The organism is Pseudomonas wenzhouensis (genome assembly GCF_021029445.1).
Lineage (GTDB): Bacteria > Pseudomonadota > Gammaproteobacteria > Pseudomonadales > Pseudomonadaceae > Aquipseudomonas > Aquipseudomonas wenzhouensis.
This window is the reverse complement of sequence record NZ_CP072610.1, coordinates 3,046,599-3,068,110: the sequence shown is the minus strand read 5'-3', so window position 1 is coordinate 3,068,110 and position 21,512 is coordinate 3,046,599. Positions and strand designations below refer to the sequence as shown.

The 21,512-nt window shown below is 62.2% G+C and carries 17 protein-coding genes; 13 read left to right on the top strand and 4 right to left on the bottom strand.

What is annotated here, in order from left to right; translation table 11 throughout:
* Positions 1-1,584: a glycerol-3-phosphate dehydrogenase/oxidase gene (locus tag J7655_RS14120; RefSeq protein WP_230924987.1), complete on the top strand. Its 1,584-nt coding sequence runs from the start codon at positions 1-3 to the stop codon at positions 1,582-1,584.
* Between the two features lie 352 nt (positions 1,585-1,936).
* A complete protein-coding gene (locus J7655_RS14115) occupies positions 1,937-3,496 on the top strand; it encodes an FGGY-family carbohydrate kinase (protein ID WP_230924986.1) in 1,560 nt (519 codons plus the stop codon).
* Positions 3,497-3,616: 120 nt separating this feature from the next.
* Here the strand turns inward: J7655_RS14115 and J7655_RS14110 are convergent, their stop codons facing one another.
* Entirely contained in the window at positions 3,617-4,315 is a 699-nt protein-coding gene (locus J7655_RS14110; protein WP_230924985.1) for a pirin family protein, read from the bottom strand.
* Positions 4,316-4,492: 177 nt separating this feature from the next.
* Between J7655_RS14110 and yegS the strand changes: the two genes are divergently transcribed.
* From yegS to J7655_RS14095, 3 genes are all read left to right on the top strand, one after another.
* Complete coding sequence (gene yegS / locus J7655_RS14105) at positions 4,493-5,410, top strand: lipid kinase YegS (RefSeq protein WP_230924984.1); 918 nt, start codon at positions 4,493-4,495, stop codon at positions 5,408-5,410.
* Between the two features lie 150 nt (positions 5,411-5,560).
* Positions 5,561-6,493: a chemotaxis protein CheV gene (locus J7655_RS14100; RefSeq protein ID WP_230924983.1), complete on the top strand. Its 933-nt coding sequence runs from the start codon at positions 5,561-5,563 to the stop codon at positions 6,491-6,493.
* 74 nt (positions 6,494-6,567) lie between these two features.
* Positions 6,568-7,374 carry an MOSC domain-containing protein gene (locus J7655_RS14095; protein WP_230924982.1) on the top strand — a complete coding sequence of 269 codons (807 nt, stop codon included), beginning with the start codon at positions 6,568-6,570 and terminating at the stop codon, positions 7,372-7,374.
* A 56-nt stretch (positions 7,375-7,430) separates the two neighbouring features.
* On the opposite strand, the gene J7655_RS14090 is transcribed toward J7655_RS14095, so the two are convergent.
* Positions 7,431-9,359, bottom strand: a complete 1,929-nt coding sequence (locus J7655_RS14090) for a transglycosylase SLT domain-containing protein (protein WP_230924981.1) — start codon at positions 9,357-9,359, stop codon at positions 7,431-7,433.
* A gap of 235 nt (positions 9,360-9,594) precedes the next feature.
* Here J7655_RS14090 and J7655_RS14085 point away from each other — a divergent pair, with 235 nt between their 5' ends.
* Complete coding sequence (locus J7655_RS14085) at positions 9,595-11,520, top strand: ATP-binding cassette domain-containing protein (protein ID WP_230924980.1); 1,926 nt, start codon at positions 9,595-9,597, stop codon at positions 11,518-11,520.
* Positions 11,521-11,538: 18 nt separating this feature from the next.
* Positions 11,539-12,225: a DUF6901 family protein gene (locus tag J7655_RS14080; RefSeq protein WP_230924979.1), complete on the top strand. Its 687-nt coding sequence runs from the start codon at positions 11,539-11,541 to the stop codon at positions 12,223-12,225.
* Between the two features lie 63 nt (positions 12,226-12,288).
* Here the strand turns inward: J7655_RS14080 and J7655_RS14075 are convergent, their stop codons facing one another.
* Both J7655_RS14075 and J7655_RS14070 read right to left on the bottom strand, forming a co-directional pair.
* Entirely contained in the window at positions 12,289-12,729 is a 441-nt protein-coding gene (locus tag J7655_RS14075) for a universal stress protein (RefSeq protein WP_230924978.1), read from the bottom strand.
* Between the two features lie 134 nt (positions 12,730-12,863).
* Entirely contained in the window at positions 12,864-13,685 is an 822-nt protein-coding gene (locus tag J7655_RS14070) for a hypothetical protein (RefSeq protein WP_230924977.1), read from the bottom strand.
* 466 nt (positions 13,686-14,151) lie between these two features.
* On the opposite strand from J7655_RS14070, the gene fadB reads away from it, so the two are divergent.
* From fadB to J7655_RS14040, 6 genes are all read left to right on the top strand, one after another.
* Positions 14,152-16,299 (top strand): fatty acid oxidation complex subunit alpha FadB, encoded by a 2,148-nt coding sequence (fadB, locus tag J7655_RS14065; RefSeq protein ID WP_230924976.1) that lies wholly within the window; start codon positions 14,152-14,154, stop codon positions 16,297-16,299.
* Positions 16,300-16,329: 30 nt separating this feature from the next.
* Positions 16,330-17,505 carry an acetyl-CoA C-acyltransferase FadA gene (gene fadA / locus J7655_RS14060; protein ID WP_230924975.1) on the top strand — a complete coding sequence of 392 codons (1,176 nt, stop codon included), beginning with the start codon at positions 16,330-16,332 and terminating at the stop codon, positions 17,503-17,505.
* Positions 17,506-17,578: 73 nt separating this feature from the next.
* Positions 17,579-17,821 (top strand): DUF1653 domain-containing protein, encoded by a 243-nt coding sequence (locus J7655_RS14055; RefSeq protein WP_230924974.1) that lies wholly within the window; start codon positions 17,579-17,581, stop codon positions 17,819-17,821.
* Between the two features lie 107 nt (positions 17,822-17,928).
* Positions 17,929-20,535: a type I DNA topoisomerase gene (gene topA, locus J7655_RS14050; protein WP_230924973.1), complete on the top strand. Its 2,607-nt coding sequence runs from the start codon at positions 17,929-17,931 to the stop codon at positions 20,533-20,535.
* Positions 20,536-20,616: 81 nt separating this feature from the next.
* Positions 20,617-21,135, top strand: a complete 519-nt coding sequence (locus J7655_RS14045) for a DUF6586 family protein (RefSeq protein ID WP_230924972.1) — start codon at positions 20,617-20,619, stop codon at positions 21,133-21,135.
* Between the two features lie 80 nt (positions 21,136-21,215).
* A complete protein-coding gene (locus tag J7655_RS14040; RefSeq protein WP_012018126.1) occupies positions 21,216-21,452 on the top strand; it encodes a hypothetical protein in 237 nt (78 codons plus the stop codon).
* Positions 21,453-21,512 lie beyond the last annotated feature (60 nt).

The window sequence follows — 21,512 nt, the reverse complement described above, 5'->3', positions numbered from 1 at the left end:
ATGGAGCCCTGGAACGCCACCTGGCGCACGCGCGCGCTGCCTGAACTGGCCGCGCGCGATTGGGATCTGCTGGTGATTGGCGGCGGCATCTGCGGCGCCGGCATCCTGCGTGAGGCGGCGCGGCGTGGTTGGCGCTGCCTGTTGCTGGAGCAACGCGACTTCGCCTGGGGCACCTCCAGCCGCTCGTCGAAGATGGTGCATGGCGGCCTGCGCTACGTTGCCAAGGGCCAACTGGGGCTGACCCGCGATTCGGTGCGCGAGCGTCAGCGCCTCCTCGGCGAGGCACCGGGGTTGGTGGAGCCGTTGAGCTTCGTCATGCCGCATTACCGCGGCGGTTTTCCCGGGCCGAAGGTATTCGGTGGCCTGCTCAGCCTGTACGACGCCCTGGCCGGCAAACGTAATCATCTGTTCTACCCGCTGCAGCAACTGCGTTACCTGGCTCCCGGTATTCGCGAGGATGGCCTGCTCGGTGGCACGCGCTTCTTCGATGCAGTGACCGACGATGCCCGTCTGGTGCAGCGCGTGCTGGGCGAAGCACGCGCCGATGGCGGCGAGGCGCTCAATGGCATGCGCGTGGTGGAGTTGTTGCGTGAGGCGGGGCAGGTGGTCGGTGTGCTCGCCGAGGATGTGGAAACGGGCGAGCAATACCGCCTGCGTAGTCGCGCCGTGGCCCAGGCCACCGGAGCCTGGGCCGATCGTCTGCGCCAGCCCGGCAATGGCCGTATCCGTCCGCTGCGTGGCAGTCACCTGCTGCTGCCGAGCTGGCGTCTGCCGGTGGCGCATGCCTTCAGTTTTATGCATGCCGCCGATGGTAGGCCGGTGTTCGTCTTCCCCTGGGAGGGCGCGACGGTGATCGGCACCACCGATCTCGATCATGCTGACGAGCTCGATCATGAAGCCGCCATCAGCGCCGAGGAGGTCGACTATTTGCTGGCCGCCTGTGCTCAGCAGTTTCCTACTGCGCAGGTGAGCCGCGCCGATGTGCTGTCGACCTGGGCCGGCGTGCGTCCGGTGGTGAGCGATGGTGGCAGCGCTCTGAAACCCTCTGATGAGAAGCGTGAGCATGCACTGTGGGTCGAGCCGGGCAGCGTGACCCTGGCCGGCGGCAAGCTGACCACCTTTCGTCTGCTGGCGCTGGAGGTGCTGCGTGCCTGTGCCGGGTTCGTCGGCAAGCCGGTGGACGATCAGGGCGGCGCGGTCTTCGCTTCCAGTAAGCCGACACCGATGCCGGCATTGAGCCCTGCGCAGCAGCGTCGTCTGGCTGGGCGTCATGGTCGTCAGTTGGATGAGGTACTGCGCTTGATCGATGACATCGGCGCTGATTGTGTCGCGGGCACTGACACCTTGTGGGCCGAACTGGCCTGGGCCGCCGAAGGCGAGCTGGTGCTGCACTTGGACGACCTGCTGCTGCGCCGCACCCGCCTGGGTCTGCTGCTGGCCGAAGGCGGCCGCGCCGAGCTGTCGCGTATCCGCGTGCTATGCCAGCCGCGCATGGGCTGGAGCGATGCGCGCTGGCAGCAGGAGGAGACGGATTATCTGGCACTGTGGCAGCGTTGTTACAGCCTGCCGGATGACAGCGAATGATGTACGTAGGGTGCGCCGTGCGCACCGGCAATCCGCTGCCACCCGGTTGTAGCCCGGATGCAATCCGGGGATGAACGACGATGCAGCTCCCGGATGTCATCCGGGCTACGTAGCTAGATTGCGGCAACTCCGATTAGGTTCCTCTCCCGCTTGCGGGAGAGGGTTGGGGAGAGGGAAAACGTTTATCCGCAGGCCGCTTGGCATAAGACGAACCACCCTCTCCCCCGGCTCCCGCTCTGCGCCCCAGCCCTTCGCAGAGCTCAGGGCGCTTCAGCGGGCGAAGCAGTGCTTCGCTATTTCCGCTTACGCCCCATAAATGGGAGAGGGGAGACATAACGAAAAGGACAAAACCTTGAACGAACCAAGCTACCTGCTGAGCATCGACAACGGCACCCAGAGCGTGCGGGCGCTGCTGTTCGATACTCAGGGCAACCTGCTGGCCAAGGGCAAGGTGGAGCTGGACCCGTATTTCTCCAGCCAGCCGGGCTGGGCCGAGCAGGACCCGGAATATTACTGGGCCAGCCTCGGCGAAGCCTGCCGTCTGCTGTGGCAGCAGGTTGATATCGACCGCAGCCTGATCAAGGGCGTCGCCGTCACCACCCAGCGCGGCAGCATCATCCATGTCGACGAGCTGGGCGCGCCGCTGCGCCCGGCGATGCTCTGGCTCGACCAGCGCCGCGCCGAGGTGCAGGGACGGATCAAGGGCCTGTGGGGCTGGCTGTTCAAGCTGGTGCGCGCCGAAGAGGCGGTCGATCACTTCCGTGGTCAGGCCGAGGTCAACTGGGTTGCCCAGCACCAACCGGACATTGCGGCACGCACGCACAAGGTGCTGTTGCTCTCGGGGTTTCTCACCCACCGTCTGTGTGGCCGCTTCGTCGATTCCACCAGCAGTTGCGTGGCCTACCTGCCGTTCGACTACAAGCGCCTGCGCTGGGCGGCGCCGGGCGACTGGAAATGGCAGGCGCTGAAGGTGCGCCCCGAGCAGTTGCCAGAGCTGTTCAAGCCGGGTGAGCGTCTGGGTAGCATCACGTCCGCCGCCAGCCGCCATACCGGTATTCCAGAGGGCCTGCCGCTGATTGCCGCCGGGGCTGACAAAGCCTGCGAAGTGCTTGGTTCTGGTGCGCTGGAGCCCGGTACGGCGTGCCTCTCGTACGGCACCACCGCGACCATCAACACCACGCGCAGCCGTTACCTGGAAACCATCCCGCTGATTCCGCCGTACCCGGCGGCGCTGCCGGATCACTTCAATACCGAAGTGATGATCTACCGCGGTTTCTGGATGGTCAGCTGGTTCAAGCGCGAGTTCGGCCTGCGCGAGATGCAGCGTGCCGAGGCGCTGGGTGTAGCGCCCGAGGCGCTGTTCGACGAGCTGGTCAACGCCGTGCCGCCCGGCTCCATGGGGCTGATGCTGCAGCCGTACTGGACGCCGGGCATCCGTGAGCCGGGCCTGGAGGCCAAGGGCTCGATCATCGGTTTTGGCGACGTGCACACCCGCGCGCATCTGTATCGGGCGATTCTCGAAGGCCTGGCGTATGCGTTGCGTCAGGGCAAGGAACGCATCGAAAAACGCTCCGGTACGCGCATTGAGCGCCTACGTGTTTCCGGTGGCGGGTCACAAAGCGATGCGGCAATGCAACTGACGGCCGATATCTTCGGCTTGCCGGCTGAGCGACCGCACCTCTACGAAACCAGCGGGCTGGGGGCGGCGATCAATTGCGCGGTGGGTCTGGGCTTACACCCGGATTACCCGAGCGCCATCGCCGCCATGACCCGTGTCGGCCAGGTGTTCCAGCCCAACCCGGAGGCCCAGCGCGTGTATCAGCAGCTCTACGCGCAGGTCTATCAGCGCATGTACCGCCAGCTCAAGCCGCTGTACCAGCGCATTCGCAAGATCACCGGTTATCCGGCGTAGGGTGTCAATTTGTAGCCCGGATGAACTCCGGGGCGGCTTATCCAGATTTCCCGGATTTCATCCGGGCTACTTCATACAGAAACAGGCCGCCCTCCAAGTGGAGGGCGATTGGTTTGTGCATCAGGCGACGTCTACCAGCACGATCTCGCTGTCTTCTGTTGCCTCGATGCGGATCAGCGCTTCATCGGCAATGGCCACGCCATCACGGGCCTTGGCCGCTACGCCATTGACCGTGAAGGCACCTGTGGCGCCGACCAGATAGGCCTTGCGCCTCGGTTGCAGGCTGTATTCGGCGCTCTGTCCGGCCTTGACGGTGGCAGCCACCAGCCGTGCATCGGTGCGGATGCGCAGGGCGTCGACATCCTCCTCGTAACCACTGGCCAGGGTGACGAAAGCCCCGGCGCGATCCCCTTTGGGGAACGGTTTGGCGCCCCAGGAGGGTGGCAGGCCGGCCTGGTTCGGCTGAATCCAGATCTGGAAGATCTTGGTGGTTTCATCCTCCAGGTTGTACTCGCTGTGGGCGATGCCGGTACCGGCGCTCATTACCTGCACGTCGCCGGCCTCGGTACGGCCTTTGTTGCCCAGGTTGTCCTCATGGCTGATGGCACCTTCGCGAACGTAGGTGATGATCTCCATGTCGCGGTGCGGGTGCGGCGGGAAGCCCGAGTGCGGGGCGATCTCGTCGTCGTTCCAGACGCGCAGGCGGCCCCAGTTCATCCGCTCGGCGTCGTAGTATTCGGCGAAGGAAAAGTGATGGCGCGCGTTGAGCCAGCCGTGGTGGGCACTGCCGAGTTGTTCGAACGGACGTACATCGATCATGGTCAATTCTCCTGTCGTGCAGGGGCTCAGTCCCGTGCAGCATCGATGCGCGCATGATCCATGTGGTTTGATCGATTTAAAAGCGCAATATTTTTGAATTTAATATCTATTTATTTGATTAATTTTTGCGAGGGCCACGCACTAGGCTTTCTCGGGTTCGTTTCAAGGAGCACTGCAATGCGCGAACGCAAAGCCTGGCTGATACTGCATGGCAAGCAGGCGCCGAACGCTGATGTGAGGGCCGCCGTGAACCGCCTGCGCGAGCACGGCTGGGAGCTGGCCGTGCGCTTGACCTGGGAGGGCGGTGATGCCGAACGGCTGGTGCATGAGGGGCTGGCAGCCGGTTATCCGACGCTGATCGCCGGCGGCGGCGATGGCACCCTGCGCGATGTGGTTGAGGCCATGGTCAAGGCCCGCAGCGACGCCAGCCTGGCACTGCTGCCGCTGGGGACGGCCAATGACTTTGCGCACGCGGCAGGTGTGCCGCTGACGCCGGCTGCCGCACTGGCATTGCTCGAGACGCAAGCGCAGGCGGTGGATATCGGCATGGCCGGCGAGCGTGCTTTCCTCAATATGGCGACGGGAGGTTTTGGTTCCAGCGTCACGGCCAATACGTCGGAAGACCTCAAGAAAGTCCTCGGTGGCGCCGCCTATCTGCTGACCGGGCTCAGCCGCTTTGCCGAAGTGCGCGCGGCAGCCGGTCATTTTCATGGGCCTGGCTTCGAGTGGCAGGGCGAATTTCTTGCCCTTGGCATTGGCAATGGCCGCCAGGCCGGGGGCGGGCATGTGCTGTGTCCGAATGCCGTCATTAATGATGGCTTGCTCGATGTCTGTATCGTGCCCGCCGCGCAGGATGTGGTGGGCACCTTGGGCACGCTGTTGTCTGGCGGTATGCTGGGTTTGCAGAGCGTGGCCATCACTGCACGGCTGCCCTGGCTGGAAGTCGAGGCGTTGGAGGGGCTGGATCTGAATCTCGACGGCGAACCCATGGCAAGCACGCGCCTGCGTTTTTGCGCCGAGCCGGCTTGCTTGCGCCTGCATCTGCCGGCGCACTCGCCCTTGCTCGCTGGCCAGGGGCATGGGGCTGATGCATGATGGCGCGATAGTGGCAGGCTTCAGTTTGCCCACCCTGTGCCGATAGAGCAGGCAGAACCAAGTCTGTCTGACGTTTTGCAACACCGTACAACGAGCGCTGGCACTTCCCATAGATGGCCTAGACTCAACACATACACCCTGGAGTACATGATGGCCAGCATCCTCGATTCAGTAGATCAACGTACGCAACTGGTCGGCGAGAACCGCCTGGAAATTCTCATGTTCCGCCTGGTCGGCCGGCAGTTGTTCGCCATCAACGTGTTCAAGGTGCAGGAAGTGCTGCAGATGCCCAAGCTGACGCTGATGCCGCAGCGTCACCGCTTCGTCTGCGGTGTGGTCAACCTGCGTGGCCAGACTCTGCCAGTGATCGATCTGTCCCAGGCCATCGGCATGCGTCCGCTGGTGCCGGATGAGCGCAGCACCATCATCGTCACCGAGTACAACCGCTCCGTGCAGGCCTTTCTGGTCGGCAGCGTCGACCGCATCCTCAACCTCAACTGGGAGTCGATCCAGCCACCACCCGGTGGCGCCGGGCGTCAGCATTATCTGACCGCGATCACCAAGGTCGATGACCAGATCGTCGAGGTCATCGATGTGGAAAAAGTCCTGGCCGAGATCGTGCCGATGAGCACCAAGGTCTCCGAGGAAAAACTCGCCGATCCATTGCTGGAGAAGGCGCGCGGCCGTGAAGTGCTGCTGGTGGACGACTCCAACGTGGCGTTGACTCAATTACGCGACACCCTCTCGCAACTGGGTATTCGTCTGCATATGGCCAGTGACGGCCTGAAGGCACTCAACCTGCTGAAAAGCTGGGCTGATACCGGCGAGGTGATGACCGACAAGCTGTTGATGATCTTCACCGATGCCGAAATGCCCGAGATGGACGGTTATCGCCTGACCAGCGAGATTCGCAACGACCCGCGCCTCAAGGATCTCCACGTCGTCCTGCATACCTCGCTGTCAGGCAGCTTCAACGAGGCCATGGTGAAGAAAGTCGGTTGCGACAACTTTCTCTCCAAGTTTCAGCCGGACAAGCTGGTTGATGTGGTGCGCCAGCGTCTGGCTCTGGACGAACCCAGCTAAACCCGTCATCCCGAGTGCTTGTGAGCATCGCCATCAGCTCGTATAACGGCATTTTGCCGACAGGAAGCTGACCCATGCCGAGTCTCTCGGGGCTGTACCGTTATCCGCTCAAGTCTGGCCGTGGCGAGATTCTGCAGCGCAGCGCCGTCGATGGCCTCGGCCTGCAGGGCGACAGGCGCTGGATGCTGGTCGATGCCGACAGCGGCCGCTTCATCACCCAGCGCCTGTTGCCGCAGATGAGCCAGTTGAGCGCGCTGTACGATGCGCGTAGTGGCCTGACCCTCAGCGCGCCTGGGCGTGACGATCTGTCCGTGGCGCTGCCTGACCCCGAGCAAAACCTGCGTGGCGTCATCGTCTGGCGCGACACCCTGCGCGTACCGGATGCCGGTGATGAAGCAGCTGAATGGCTCAGCGCTCTGCTCGGCAAGCCCTGTCGCTTGGTGCAGGTGCCGGAAGGGCGTACCCGCCAGGTCGATACCGCCTATGCCCAGCCGGGGGATCGCGTGGCCTTCGCCGATGGTTTCCCGTTGTTGCTGATCAGCCAGGCCTCGCTGGACGACCTGTCTCAGCGTGTTGGCCAGCCGCTCTCAATGCTGCGTTTCCGCCCCAATCTGGTCGTCACCGGCACCGAGCCCTACGCCGAAGACAGCTGGAAGCGCATTCGCATCGGTGACGTGGAGTTCGAGGTGGCCAAGGGCTGCTCGCGCTGCATCCTCACCACCATCGACCCACAGACCGGCGAGCGCAACGCCGAGCGCGAGCCGCTGGCCACGCTCAAGACCTATCGTGAACGCGAGGGTGACGTGTTCTTCGGGCAGAACCTGTTGCCGCGTGGTGTCGGTGAGTTGCAGCTGGGCATGACGGTGGAAGTGCTGGAATAGCGGGGCGGGTTTCATGGCAAGCCCCGATCAGACGCTGTCTGATCGGGGCTTTCGTTTTACTGGTCGTCGAAGAAACGCTCGTTCCACGCCACCAGCGGATGGGGGGCGCCCAGCTTCTGGCCGTAGATCACCGAGTAGGACAGTACGTTCTGCACGTACTGGCGGGTTTCGTCGAAGGGAATGTTTTCCACCCAGACGTCGTAACTCAGGTGATTGGCGCCGCGCAGCCACTGGCGCACACGACCGGGGCCGGCGTTATAGGCGGCCGAGGCGAGCACGCGGTTGCCGTTGAACTGGCCGTACACCTGGCTCAGGTAGGCGGCGCCCAGCTGGATGTTGGTGTCCGGGTTGAGCGCCTGCTGTGGCGACGCCAGCGGGATACCGAACTTGCGTGCGGTTTCCTTGGCGGTGGCCGGCATCAGCTGCATCAGGCCCATGGCGCCGGCATGCGAGCGTGCGTCGGCCATGAAGGCGCTTTCCTGGCGGGTGATGGCGAATACCCAGCTCGAGTGCAGGTCTCGGCGCTTGGCTTCGCGCACCAGCTCGTTGCGGTGGGCCATGGGGAAGCGCACTTCCAGGTCGTCCCAATACTGGGCCTGGCTGATGGTGCGGATGGCCGGGAAGTACCACTCCATTTCGTAAGCCAGGCGCGCCTGGGCGACCAGTTCGTCACGGCTGAACAGGCGGCTGACGTGATACCACTCGCGACGCCCGTCGACGATCTGGCCGCGCGCATGAAACTCCATGGCGCGCTTGATGCCGGCGGTATTACGGACTTTTTGCACCACCTTGGAATCGAGGGCCAGTGGCTGGTTATTCAGTGCATAAGGCGCATTGACCTTGTCAGCCGCCATGAAGCCGTAGAAGTCTCGCTCCTTGGCCAGCGCCTGGAACAGCACCGCCGGCTGCTGACTGTTGGGTTGCGCCAGTTGCAAGCTGCGTGCATTCCAGTAGCGCCAGCGGTTGCTGCTGGCCAGGTCGGCAGGCATGTTCTGGGTCAGTTGATAAGCCTCTTCCCAGCGACCATGGCGCAGCAACAGACGCGCACGCCACTCGCTGACGGTGTTGTCACGCAACTGCGGGTCATACTTGGCCATGACCTGCAAGCCGCGCAGGTCGAAGCGCTGCGCCAGGCGCAGGCCGATCTGGCGGGCAATGGCGACCTGTTCGTCGGCAGAGAACTTCATGCGCTGGGCATAGCCGTCGAGCAGGGCCAGGGCATCTTCCGGGTTCTGCCGGGCCAAACGACGCAGGCCGAGGCCGACCACGTCGCTCATGGCCGCGTCGGCGGGTGCGAAGCGGGCGGTGTTTTTCAGCAGTTGCGGCTTCTGCGCCACTTCGACCATCAGCTTGCCGCGTTCACCGAGCGTCGGCATGCCCTTGATCAGGAAGTTGGCCAGGCCGTAGTTGCCGCTTTCCACCGCCAGCTTGGTGCGTTGCCAGCGGCGCTGCTCGGTGAGCTGGCCATTGGCGGCCCAGCGTTCGAACAACGGATCACAGGCATTGGGCTGGGACTTGCCAACCAGCCAGAGCTTTTCGGCAGTGGCGTTGCCTTCGGCGGTCAGGCCCTGACTCATCTGATACTGACCATACAGGCAGTCCAGTTCGGTGAAGTTGAGCGCCGGGTCGTAATGGTCGAGAAAGGGTTTCCACTCGCCACGCTCGGCCAGCCAGCGCAGCCAGCGCAGTTTCATCCAGCTGGCCTGGGGCAGGTCGCCATGCTCGGCAAGAAACTTTTCGATTTCGGCGTTGCTGGCCGACTTGAGACGGTTGGTCAACTCGTCGTAGGCCAGATGTGGAGTCAGCGGATAGTCGCGCAGGGCGCTGGCGTACTGGCGGTAAGGGCCGCTATCGCCCTTGGCCAGGGCACGCTTGGCCTCATCGTAGTACTGGCGCTGCTGGGCGAGGCTGGCGGCTTCGACACTGGTGATACCGGTGGCGGTAAGAATCAGGCAGGAAACTACAGAGAGAAAGCGACTGCGCATGGCATTTCCAGGAGAAGCAGAGGTAAGGGGCAACACTATCCGTGTCGTTGCATACCTCTAGCTTAGCCTTTCACAAGGGCGCGGTGAATGCCGTCGGAGCAGATGGACACATGCGGCAAAAATGCGCCTGCCTGCGCCGATGGGCGTATTGGCGCTGCACCTGCTGCCTCGGCGGAAACGGCAACAGCCGGCTTGCATCTCGGGTAGAATGCGCCGCCTGTTTCCGGAGATGCCCATGACCCTGCTCAAGTTTGCCGATGTTTCCCTCGCCTATGGCGCCATGCCCCTGCTCGATGGAGTGTCCTGGCAGATCGCACGGGGTGAGCGGGTGTGCATCATCGGCCGTAATGGCACCGGTAAATCGAGCATGCTCAAGCTGGTCAAGGGCGAGCAGATGGCCGATGACGGCGAAATCTGGCGTGCGCCGGGGCTGAAGATCGGCGAGTTGCCGCAGGAACTGCCGCGCGCCGACGAGCGGACGGTATTCGACGTGGTGGCCGAGGGCCTGGCAGGCGTCGGTGAGTTGCTGGCGCGCTATCACCATCTGGCGCAGAACATCCACGGCGATGACGACCTCGAACAACTGATGCATGTGCAGCAGGAGCTGGAAGCCAAAGACGGCTGGCGCCTGCAGCAACTGGTCGACAGCACCCTCAGTCGCCTGCAGTTGCCGGCCGACAAGACCCTGGCCGAACTCTCCGGTGGCTGGCGCCGCCGCGTGCTGCTGGCTCAGGCGCTGGTTTCCGAGCCGGATTTGCTGCTGCTCGATGAGCCCACCAACCACCTTGACATCGGTGCCATCGCCTGGCTGGAAGAGGCGCTGAAGGACTTTGGTGGCGCCGTGCTGTTCATCACCCACGACCGCTCCTTCCTGCAGAACCTGGCTACGCGCATCCTTGAACTGGACCGCGGCGGCCTGATCGATTGGAACGGCGACTACGCCAGCTTCCTGGTGCACAAGGAGCAGCAACTGGCTGCCGAGGAAACTGCCAACGCCTTGTTCGACAAGCGTCTGGCCCAGGAAGAAGTGTGGATTCGCCAGGGCATCAAGGCCCGTCGCACCCGTAACGAAGGGCGCGTACGCGCGCTCAAGGCCATGCGCGCCGAACGTGCCGAGCGCCGTGAACGCCAGGGCAAGGCGACCATTGCCCTGGAAACCGCAGACAAGTCCGGCAAGCAGGTGATGGTGGCGGAGAACGTCAGCTTCGCTCACGCCGGTGGCCCCTTCCTGGTCAAGGACTTCTCCATGGTCCTGCAGCGTGGTGACCGCATCGGCCTGCTTGGCGCCAACGGTACCGGCAAGACCACGTTGCTCAAGCTGTTGCTCGGCGACCTGCAGCCCACCAGCGGCAGCATCGAGGTGGGCACCAAACTGGAAGTGGCGTATTTCGACCAATTACGTCACCAGCTCGAGCCGGAAAAGACAGTGATCGACAACGTCGCCGAAGGCCGCGATTTCATCACTATCGATGGCCAGAATCGCCATGTGCTGAGCTATCTGGGCGATTTCCTGTTCAGCCCGCAGCGTGCGCGTACACCGCTCAAGGCGCTGTCCGGCGGAGAGCGGGCACGACTATTGCTCGCCAAATTGTTCAGTAAGCCGGCCAACCTGCTGGTGCTCGACGAACCGACCAACGATCTGGACGTAGAAACCCTGGAATTGCTCGAAGAGGTGCTGCTCAGTTTCCCTGGCACCGTGCTGATGGTCAGCCACGACCGTGCCTTCCTCGACAACGTGGTCACCAGCACGCTGGTCTTCGAGGGTGACGGCAAGGTGCGCGAGTATGTCGGCGGTTATCAGGACTGGCTGCGCCAGGGCGGCTCGCCGCGCCTGCTCGGCGTGGGTGAGAGCAAATCCGGCAAGGCCGAGCTGGCCACGGCCATCGTCGAAGTGCCGGCCCCGGCCGTAGTGGCTCCCGTTCAGGAGAGCGCAGAGCCTGCGAAGAAGAAACTAAGCTACAAGCTGCAGCGTGAGCTGGAAGCGATTCCCGGACGAATCGATGCGCTGGAGCAGGAAATGGCTGCGGTACAGGAGCAGGTGTCCGATCCTGCCTTCTATCAGCAGCCGGTGCAGGTCACCACGGAAGTATTGGCGCGTCTCGAGCGCTTGCAGAAGGAAATGGACGCGTTGCTCGAGCGCTGGGCAGAGCTGGAAGACTGACGAAGGAACGAACGGGCAATGGCCATCGAGTACCGCATTACTCTCGACGACAATCATCAGTTCAGCTACCGGATCGAGCTGAATCGCGAATATGACTCCGCGCAGGCGCAACAGGCTCCGGCCTGGACGCGCCTCGGGCATCAGCAATGCAGCAATTGTCCGTTGAGCCGCGAGCAGTTCAGCCATTGTCCGGCTGCTGTGGATCTGCATCGGGTGATCGAGGACTTTCGTGGCCTGCCGGCGTTCAAGAAAGCCAGCGTCTGGGTGCGCACGCCAGAGCGTGAGTACACCAAGCACGTCGGTCTGGAGGAAGGGCTGCGTGCGCTACTCGGGGTGATCATGGCTACCAGCGCCTGCCCGGTGCTGGCACGCCTGAAACCTATGGCGCAGCAACATCTGCCTTTCGCCAATAATCAGGAGTTCATCCTGCGTGCCGTATCGCTGTACCTCACGCGGCAGTATTTCAACATGCGCGAGGGGCGTCTGGCCGATTGGGAGCTGAAGGGACTGGTGCGCCTGTTTCAACAATTGAAACTGGTCAATCAGGCGTTCTGGCAGCGCATTCACGATACCTGTGAAGGCGACTCCAATCTCAAGGCCTTTCTTACCTTCTTTTCGATGTCGTCGAGCATGACGGTATCGCTGGAGACCCAGCTGCAGAAGATTCGCCCGCAAGTCATGAGCGCGGGCGATTCCTTCGAGTAAGGCAACGGCGACCTGCCCACGGAGCCGCCAGGCTGGCCGTGCCCTGTCCGGTGCGTTTGGCTTTTAAGCGCCTTTCTTCAGGCGTACTGCGAGCACATCGCAGGGCGCACCGTGCAGCACGTCATTGGCAGTGGAGCCCAGCAGCAGCGCCAGACCATGGCGACCATGGCTGCCGACCACGATCAGATCGCAACCCTGCTCCTCGGCCAGGCGGTGGATTTCCTGGCGCGGCTGGCCGTAAGCCAGATGACGCTGGTCGGCGGTGAGTTCCGGGTATTTGCCAGTGAAACTGTCCAGGCGCTCACGGGCCTGCTCGAATTGCTGTTGCTGCAGCATCGACAGGTCCATCGGCACGTCACCACCGAAAGCCATGGCCATCGGTTCGACGATATGCACCAGGGACATCTTGGCGCCACTGGCCTGAGCCAGCTTCTGTGCGCGAACCACGACAGGGTCGCATTCCTCGGTCAGGTCGACGGCGACCAGAATATGCTGGTAGGGCATGGTGAGTTTCTCCTGAAGGGGGCAAATGGCTCTGCCTCAAGTATGGCCCCATTCTGTGGGCGAGGGCGACAGGTCATTAACAGGCCAGGAAAGGCCCGGTGCGAATACCGGACAGTGGCCAAGCTCAGGCGATATCAGAACTGGCTGGCCGCGTACTGGGCAGCAACGCCTTCCAAGCCTTCAATGATGCTGTCGGAATATTTGCTGATCAGGAACGGTACGGTGTTCTCGTTGTAATTACGCAGGGATTTCTCGATATAGCGCCATTTGGTGCCGATGGCGTTCAGCGCCGCACTGATTTCCGGTGTGTTCTGTTGGGAGCTGCTGAGGCTGTCCAGTTGGCTGGCAAATTCACCGGCCAGCTCGTCGATGGCGCGCTCTTCGCCGCCCCCGAAGAAGCTGGCGCCGACCGAAGCGCTGCGAGAGGCATAGTCCAGGGCGATGGTCTGCATGAGCAGGCTCTGCTCACGGCTCTTCTGCGTCAGTTGCGGGACGCTGAACGCGCTCTCCTGCTGGATTTTCTGATATAGCTCCTGACTGATGGCCATGATGCGCTGGTTGCTCTCGGCCAGGTCGGCGATCGGTTGCAGGTCGGTGTAACCCTGGCTGCGCATGGCGTCCATCAGCGCCAGTAAGCTGTTGCGATAGCCTTGCCAGTTGGTCTGCAGTTGCGCATGCAGGGCCTTGCTCGCTTCGCCGGGCATTGCGCCAAGACCATCAAGATGCGCCTGGCCTTCCTGCAGGGACTCACCAATCATCCGCGCATAGCGCTGGTCGCCTTCCATGCCGTTGTACATATAGAAATCGCCCAGGCTCTTCTGCGTTGCCAGGCGCAACTGGTGCAGGCGCAGCAGATCCTCGGCCGGGGCGGCGCTGAGCTTGACGGAAGAGAGCGATACGAGAAGAAACAGCAGCAGGGTGCTCAGAGGAAATGCAAGCGAACGGCGGCTCGACATTGGCGACTCCGTGTGGCCCGTCGTGGGGCTCGATTTGTTGTTGTAATGCTTTCGCATGGCCCAGTGCCAGCCGAAAGTGAGACGACTGTACCGCTAGGCTGGTTATTTGACTAGGCGCTTGGGTCGTTTGCCGGCAGGCTGTGCTGCATGCGCAATGGTGTGGTATTGACGCGCTTTATTGCGGAGGGCTGGAGGCCAGGAATGACCCGCCTTGCAGAAAGGGTCGCGAAATCGACGAAAACAGGCCAATTGACAAGTGCAGGCTTTTCCCTGAAGGTGTGCACACCCAAATCAAACGGGCGTATGAATTGAGCGTTTGCCTTGTCAGGCGCGCCACTACAGCCCGAATATCGCGTCGGTGGGTGTGTCGTACCGATTGGAGTTATGCTCGCGGCTATGCTGTGAGCTGGCTTGCCGGTTGGCTCCGATGTGTACTGTTCAGCTTCCATACCGTGGAGATCAGTTGATGATTTACGAAGGTAAAGCCATCACGGTTAAGGCTCTTGAGAGCGGCATCGTCGAATTGAATTTCGACCTCAAGGGTGAGTCCGTCAACAAATTCAACCGTCTTACCCTCAACGAGCTGCGCGCCTCCGTCGACGCGATCAAGGCTGACGGTTCGATCAAGGGCGTGATTGTCACCAGTGGCAAGGACGTGTTCATCGTCGGCGCCGATATCACCGAGTTCGTCGACAACTTCAAGCTGCCCGACGCAGAACTGGTGGCTGGCAACCTGGAAGCCAACAAGATCTTCAGTGATTTCGAAGACCTCGCCGTGCCGACCGTCGTTGCCATCAACGGCATCGCCCTGGGTGGCGGTTTCGAGATGTGCCTGGCTGCCGACTACCGCGTCATGAGCGCCAGCGCCAAGATCGGTCTGCCGGAAGTCAAGCTGGGCATCTACCCGGGCTTCGGCGGTACCGTGCGTCTGCCGCGTGTGATCGGTACCGATAACGCTGTCGAGTGGATCGCCTCCGGCAAGGAAAACCGTGCCGAAGACGCGCTGAAAGTGGGCGCCGTCGATGCCGTGGTCGCTCCGGACAAACTCAAGGATGCTGCTCTGGATCTGGTCAAGCGCGCCATCTCCGGCGAGCTGGACTACAAGGCCAAGCGTCAGCCCAAGCTGGAAAAGCTCAAGCTCAACGCCATCGAGCAGATGATGTGCTTCGAGACCGCCAAGGGCTTCGTCGCTGGCCAGGCCGGCCCGAACTACCCGGCGCCGGTCGAGGCGATCAAGACCATTCAGAAAGCCGCCAACTTCGGCCGCGACAAGGCGCTGGAAGTCGAGGCCGCCGGCTTCGTCAAGTTGGCCAAGACCTCGGTTGCCGAGAGCCTGATCGGCCTGTTCCTCAACGATCAGGAACTGAAGAAGAAGGCCAAGCACCACGACGAAATCGCCCGTGACGTGAAACTGGCTGCCGTGCTCGGCGCCGGCATCATGGGTGGTGGTATCGCCTACCAGTCGGCCTCCAAGGGCACCCCGATCCTGATGAAGGATATCCGTGAAGAGGGTATCCAGATGGGCCTGAACGAGGCGTCCAAGCTGCTTGGCAAGCGCGTCGAGAAAGGCCGCATGACCCCAGCGAAGATGGCCGAGGCGCTCAACGCCATCCGTCCGACCATGTCCTACGGTGATTTCGGCAACGTTGACATCGTCGTCGAAGCCGTGGTCGAGAACCCCAAGGTCAAGCAGATCGTGCTGGCCGAAGTGGAAGCTGCCGTGCGTGAAGACGCCATCCTGGCCTCCAACACCTCGACCATCTCCATCTCCCTGCTGGCCCAGGCGCTCAAGCGTCCGGAAAACTTCGTCGGCATGCACTTCTTCAACCCGGTGCACATGATGCCGCTGGTGGAAGTCATCCGTGGCGAGAAGTCCAGCGAAGTGGCCGTGGCCACCACCGTTGCCTACGCCAAGAAAATGGGCAAGAACCCGATCGTGGTCAACGACTGCCCGGGCTTTTTGGTCAACCGCGTGCTGTTCCCGTACTTCGGCGGCTTCTCCAAGCTGCTGGGCTTCGGCGTCGACTTCGTGCGTATCGACAAGGTGATGGAGAAGTTCGGCTGGCCCATGGGCCCGGCTTATCTGTCCGACGTGGTCGGCATCGACACCGGCCACCACGGCCGTGACGTGATGGCCGAAGGCTTCCCGGATCGCATGGCTGTCGAAGGCAAGACCGCCGTCGACGTGATGTACGAAGCCAACCGCCTGGGCCAGAAGAATGGCAAAGGCTTCTACGCCTACGAAACCGACAAGCGCGGCAAGCCGAAGAAGGTCTCCGACCCGGCGGCTTACGAGCTGCTCAAGTCCATCGTGGTCGAAGAGCGCGAAGTCACCGACGAGGACATCATCAACTTCATGATGATCCCGCTGTGCATGGAAACCGTTCGTTGCCTGGAAGACGGCATCGTCGACACCGCAGCCGAGGCCGACATGGGCCTGATCTACGGTATCGGCTTCCCTCCCTTCCGTGGCGGTGCGCTGCGCTACATCGACTCCATCGGTGTGGCTGAATTCGTCGCCCTGGCCGACAAGTATGCCGAGCTGGGCGCCCTGTACCACCCGACCGCAAAACTTCGCGAGATGGCCGCCAAGGGCCAGAAGTTCTTCGGTTAATCGTGCAGCGAACAGAGCGAGAGTAGAAATATGAGCCTGAATCCTAGAGATGCAGTGATCGTCGACTTCGGTCGTACCCCGATGGGTCGTTCCAAGGGCGGCATGCACCGCAATACCCGCGCCGAGACCATGTCCGCGCACCTGATCAGCAAAGTGCTGGAGCGCAACGCCAAGATCGACCCGGCCGAAGTCGAGGACGTGATCTGGGGTTGCGTTAACCAGACCCTGGAACAGGGCTGGAACATCGCGCGCATGGCGTCGCTGATGACCCAGATCCCGCACACCAGTGCCGGCCAGACCGTCAGCCGTCTGTGCGGTTCGTCCATGAGCGCCCTGCACACTGCCGTGCAGGCGATCCAGACCGGTAACGGCGATGTGTTCGTTGTCGGCGGTGTGGAGCACATGGGCCACGTCGGCATGATGCATGGCGTCGACCCGAACCCGCACCTGTCGCTGTACGCCGCCAAGGCGTCCGGCATGATGGGCCTGACCGCTGAAATGCTGGGCAAGATGCATGGCATCAACCGCGAGCAGCAGGACGCCTTCGGTGAGCGTTCGCACCGTCTGGCGCACAAGGCCACCGTCGAAGGCAAGTTCAAGGATGAAATCATCCCGATGCAAGGCTACGACGAGAACGGCTTCCTGAAGATGTTCGATTTCGACGAAACCATTCGTCCGGAAACCACCCTGGAAAGCCTGGCTGCGCTGAAGCCTGCCTTCAACCCGAAAGGTGGCACCGTGACTGCGGGTACATCCTCGCAGATCACCGACGGCGCTTCCTGCATGATCGTCATGAGCGCCCAGCGTGCTCAGGATCTGGGCATCCAGCCGATGGCCGTGGTTCGCGCCATGGCGGTGGCCGGTGTCGATCCGGCAATCATGGGCTACGGTCCGGTGCCGTCCACGCAGAAGGCGCTCAAGCGTGCCGGTCTGAGCATGGCTGACATCGATTTCGTCGAACTCAACGAAGCCTTTGCGGCCCAGGCTCTGCCGGTGCTGAAGGACCTGAAGCTGCTCGACAAGATGGAAGAGAAGGTCAACCTGCACGGCGGCGCGATCGCCCTGGGTCACCCCTTCGGTTGTTCCGGTGCTCGTATCTCCGGTACCCTGCTCAACGTCATGAAGCAAAACGGTGGCACTTTCGGTGTCTCCACCATGTGCGTGGGCCTTGGCCAAGGCATCACCACTGTCTTCGAACGCGTTTAAGCGTCAGCGGATAGAAACCGGGGCCCAGTGCCCCGGTTTTGCTTTTTACGGCTTTTTATATCGGGAACCGCTCATGCAGTTGCAGCCAGGACTCTATCGTCACTACAAAGGCCCGCAGTACCGTGTATTCGGTGTGGCACGCCATTCCGAGAATGAGGAAGAGGTGGTGGTCTACCAGGCGTTGTACGGCGAGTTTGGCTTGTGGGTGCGGCCACTCGGCATGTTCTGCGAAGAGGTCGAGGTGGACGGCAAGCGCGTTCCGCGCTTTGCTTTGATTCAGGCCGAAGTCAGCCCTATCGGCGGTTCGCACGCCTGACTGCGCAGCCCCCTGCGCTTGACCTTCGCTTGGTCACCACTATATATAGCGGGGCCTCAAGGCTTCCCGCCTTTTATATTTCGCAATTTTTAGGAATTCTCTGATCCATGGGCAAATCGCTGGTCATCGTGGAATCCCCGGCCAAGGCCAAGACCATCAACAAGTACCTGGGCAGCCAGTACGTGGTGAAGTCGAGCATCGGCCACATCCGTGACCTGCCTACCAGCGGCTCGGCAAGTGCCAGCAAGGAACCGGCCAAACGCGGCAAGGCCGCTGCCGAGGCGCCTGCACTGTCGCCCAAGGAAAAGGCCAAGCGTCAGCTATTCGCGCGCATGGGTGTCGATCCCGAGCACGGCTGGAAAGCCAAGTACGAGATCCTGCCCGGCAAGGAAAAGGTGATCGAAGAACTGCGCCGCCTGGCCAAGGATGCTGACACCATCTATCTCGCAACCGACTTGGATCGCGAGGGGGAAGCCATCGCCTGGCACCTGCGCGAATCCATCGGTGGCGATGATAGCCGCTACAAGCGCGTGGTGTTCAACGAGATCACCAAGAAGGCGATTCAGGAAGCCTTCTCCAGGCCGGGCGAGCTGGATATCAACCGCGTCAACGCCCAGCAGGCGCGGCGCTTCCTCGACCGCGTGGTGGGCTACATGGTCTCGCCGCTGCTGTGGGCCAAGATTGCCCGTGGGCTGTCTGCCGGTCGCGTGCAGTCGGTGGCGGTGAAGCTGGTGGTGGCGCGCGAGAAAGAAATCCGCGCCTTCGTTCCGGAAGAATACTGGGAAGTGCACGCCGATCTCGGCACCGCGAAGAACGCCAAGGTGCGCTTCGAGGTGGTGCGCGAAGGCGGTGCTGCCTTCAAGCCGGTCAACGAAGCACAGGCCATGGCCGCGCTGGAGAAGCTCAAGGCGTCCAGCTACAGCGTGGTCAAGCGCGAAGACCGTCCGACCAGCAGCAAGCCTTCGGCGCCTTTCATCACCTCCACCCTGCAGCAGGCCGCGAGCAACCGCCTGGGCTTCGGCGTGAAGAAAACCATGATGATGGCCCAGCGTCTCTACGAGGCCGGCTACATCACCTATATGCGTACCGACTCGACCAACCTGTCCAACGACGCGGTGGAGATGGTGCGTGGCTTCATCGGCAGTGAGTACGGCGACCAGTACCTGCCGGGCAAGCCGAATCAGTATTCGAGCAAGGAAGGCGCGCAGGAGGCGCACGAAGCGATTCGTCCGTCCGACGTCAACCTGCGTCCGACCCAGCTGTCCGGCATGGAACGTGACGCCGAGCGCCTGTATGACCTGATCTGGCGCCAGTTCGTCGCCTGCCAGATGCCGCCGGCCGAATACCTGTCCACCAGCGTGACTGTCGCCGCCGGCTCGTTCGAGCTGCGTGCCAAGGGGCGTATCCTCAAGTTCGACGGTTACACCCGCGTGCTGCCACAGCAGAGCAAGCCAGGCGAGGACGATGTCCTGCCGGAAATGAAAGAGGGCGAGGGCCTCAAGCTGATCCAGCTCGATCCCAGCCAGCACTTCACCAAGCCGCCGGCGCGCTACTCCGAAGCCAGCCTGGTCAAGGAACTGGAAAAGCGCGGTATCGGTCGCCCATCCACCTACGCGGCGATCATTTCCACCATCCAGGATCGCGGCTACGTCACGGTGCACAACCGTCGTTTCTATGCCGAGAAGATGGGCGACATCGTCACCGAGCGTCTCGACGAGAGCTTCGCCAACCTGATGGACTACAGCTTCACCGCCACCATGGAAGAGCATCTCGATGATGTGGCCCAGGGCGAGCGTGAGTGGAAGCACCTGCTCGATGAGTTCTACGGTGACTTCAAGAAGAAGCTTGAGGCCGCCGAAGCAGGCGAGGGCGGCATGCGCGCCAACCAGCCGACCCTGACCGACATTCCCTGCCGTGACTGCGGTCGGCCGATGATGATCCGCACCGCCTCCACTGGCGTGTTCCTCGGCTGTTCCGGCTATGCGCTGCCGCCGAAGGAGCGCTGCAAAGCCACCATCAACCTGGTGCCGGGCGATGAGATCGCCGCCGATGACGAGGGTGAGTCCGAGTCTCTGGTACTGCTCGGCAAGCATCGCTGCCCGATCTGCGCTACCGCCATGGATGCCTACCTGCTGGATGAAACCCGCAAGTTGCACATCTGTGGCAATAACCCCGATTGCACCGGCTACGAGATCGAGCAGGGCCAGTACCGCATCAAGGGCTATGAGGGGCCGAGCCTGGAGTGCGACAAGTGCGGCAGCCAGATGCAGCTCAAGACCGGCCGTTTCGGCAAGTTCTTCGGTTGCACCAATGCCAGTTGCAAGAACACCCGCAAGTTGCTCAAGAACGGTGAAGCGGCGCCGCCGAAGATGGACAAGGTGGAGATGCCCGAACTCAGATGCGAGAAGGTGGACGACACCTACGTGCTGCGCGACGGCGCATCGGGCCTGTTCCTCGCTGCCAGCCAGTTCCCTAAGAACCGTGAGACGCGTGCGCCGCTGGTACTGGAAATCGTCCCGCACAAGCATGAGATCGATCCCAAGTACCACTTCCTCTGCGATGCCCCGCAGAAGGATCCGGATGGGCGTCCGGCCGTGATTCGCTACAGCCGCAAGACCAAGGAGCAGTACGTGCAGTCCGAGGTCGATGGCAAGCCGACCGGCTGGCGCGCGTTCTACGATGGCGGCAAGTGGAAGGTCGAAGACAAGCGCTGATCTCTGCGCTCTGACGAGAAGCGCGTCTGACTTTGGTGCGACGCGCGTATCATGACCCGGTCTGCTGTGGAGGTCGCCGTAATGGCCAAAGAAATCTACACCCGTACCAATCAGAAGATTTTCTTCGCCGGTATTGCCCTGGATAACTGGCGCAAGGCCGAGGCGTCCTCCGCGTTCAATGTTCAGGCGCTGGTGCAGGCCGAGCGCGAGGCCGCACTGTTTCACCTGTACGGCGGCCTGCTCGGGTTGTGTCACGAGATCGCTGGCTACTACCGCATGAGCGATGCCGCGCCTTCGCGTGTCGAGGCCTTCGTGCAGCAGGCGGTACTCGAGGGTTCGCCCAGCCCTGAGCTGGCTGAACTGGTCGAGTTGGCGCAGCAGCGTGAGACCTGGCTGGCCGAGTTGCTGGCCGCCTATGCTGCGCTGTTCCAGCCGCCGCGTGAGGAGCGCAAGGCCAAGGTCGACCCATCCATGCCCTTGATCACGGCCGTCAGTGTTGGCGAGGAGCCAGTCGAGTTGAGCCTCGATGATATCGATGCCTGGCGCCAGCAGCTCAAGGCCCTGGTATTGCGCTTCCGTGAAGGGCTCAGCGAGTGCTGATTGGGTTTAACTGGACCAGTGGGCTGGGGATGACCTCAGCGGACTGTTACAATGTCGTGTTTTTGCACAGAGACTGAGCCATGCCTACATCCTTTCTGGAAATCGTCGAACTGCCCGATGGGCGTATTGCCCTGCGCCGTGCAGAGGATGAAGAGGCACTGGTGACTCTGGATTTCTCCGCCGATGCCAAGGCGTTCCTGCAGGGCCAGCATATTGAAGTGGCCAAGGCCATGCTCAATGTCGGCGTGCAGATGGCCGGTCGCATGGCTGAAGGTGATTTCAGCAGCGAGGAAGAAGGGCCGCGCGTCCTGCACTGACGTTGCTACGGCACAAAGCAAAACGGGGCTCCAGTGGAGCCCCGTTTTTATTTGCGAGAA

What these genes read in the sequence shown, in the direction of transcription:
- J7655_RS14120 (WP_230924987.1), top strand. Translation starts at nt 1, where the DNA reads ATGGAGCCCTGGAACGCCACCTGGCGCACGCGCGCGCTGCCTGAACTG.
- J7655_RS14110 (WP_230924985.1), bottom strand. Translation starts at nt 4,315, where the DNA reads ATGATCGATGTACGTCCGTTCGAACAACTCGGCAGTGCCCACCACGGC.
- yegS (WP_230924984.1), top strand. Translation starts at nt 4,493, where the DNA reads ATGCGCGAACGCAAAGCCTGGCTGATACTGCATGGCAAGCAGGCGCCG.
- J7655_RS14100 (WP_230924983.1), top strand. Translation starts at nt 5,561, where the DNA reads ATGGCCAGCATCCTCGATTCAGTAGATCAACGTACGCAACTGGTCGGC.
- J7655_RS14095 (WP_230924982.1), top strand. Translation starts at nt 6,568, where the DNA reads ATGCCGAGTCTCTCGGGGCTGTACCGTTATCCGCTCAAGTCTGGCCGT.
- J7655_RS14090 (WP_230924981.1), bottom strand. Translation starts at nt 9,359, where the DNA reads ATGCGCAGTCGCTTTCTCTCTGTAGTTTCCTGCCTGATTCTTACCGCC.
- J7655_RS14085 (WP_230924980.1), top strand. Translation starts at nt 9,595, where the DNA reads ATGACCCTGCTCAAGTTTGCCGATGTTTCCCTCGCCTATGGCGCCATG.
- J7655_RS14080 (WP_230924979.1), top strand. Translation starts at nt 11,539, where the DNA reads ATGGCCATCGAGTACCGCATTACTCTCGACGACAATCATCAGTTCAGC.
- J7655_RS14075 (WP_230924978.1), bottom strand. Translation starts at nt 12,729, where the DNA reads ATGCCCTACCAGCATATTCTGGTCGCCGTCGACCTGACCGAGGAATGC.
- J7655_RS14070 (WP_230924977.1), bottom strand. Translation starts at nt 13,685, where the DNA reads ATGTCGAGCCGCCGTTCGCTTGCATTTCCTCTGAGCACCCTGCTGCTG.
- fadB (WP_230924976.1), top strand. Translation starts at nt 14,152, where the DNA reads ATGATTTACGAAGGTAAAGCCATCACGGTTAAGGCTCTTGAGAGCGGC.
- fadA (WP_230924975.1), top strand. Translation starts at nt 16,330, where the DNA reads ATGAGCCTGAATCCTAGAGATGCAGTGATCGTCGACTTCGGTCGTACC.
- J7655_RS14055 (WP_230924974.1), top strand. Translation starts at nt 17,579, where the DNA reads ATGCAGTTGCAGCCAGGACTCTATCGTCACTACAAAGGCCCGCAGTAC.
- topA (WP_230924973.1), top strand. Translation starts at nt 17,929, where the DNA reads ATGGGCAAATCGCTGGTCATCGTGGAATCCCCGGCCAAGGCCAAGACC.
- J7655_RS14045 (WP_230924972.1), top strand. Translation starts at nt 20,617, where the DNA reads ATGGCCAAAGAAATCTACACCCGTACCAATCAGAAGATTTTCTTCGCC.
- J7655_RS14040 (WP_012018126.1), top strand. Translation starts at nt 21,216, where the DNA reads ATGCCTACATCCTTTCTGGAAATCGTCGAACTGCCCGATGGGCGTATT.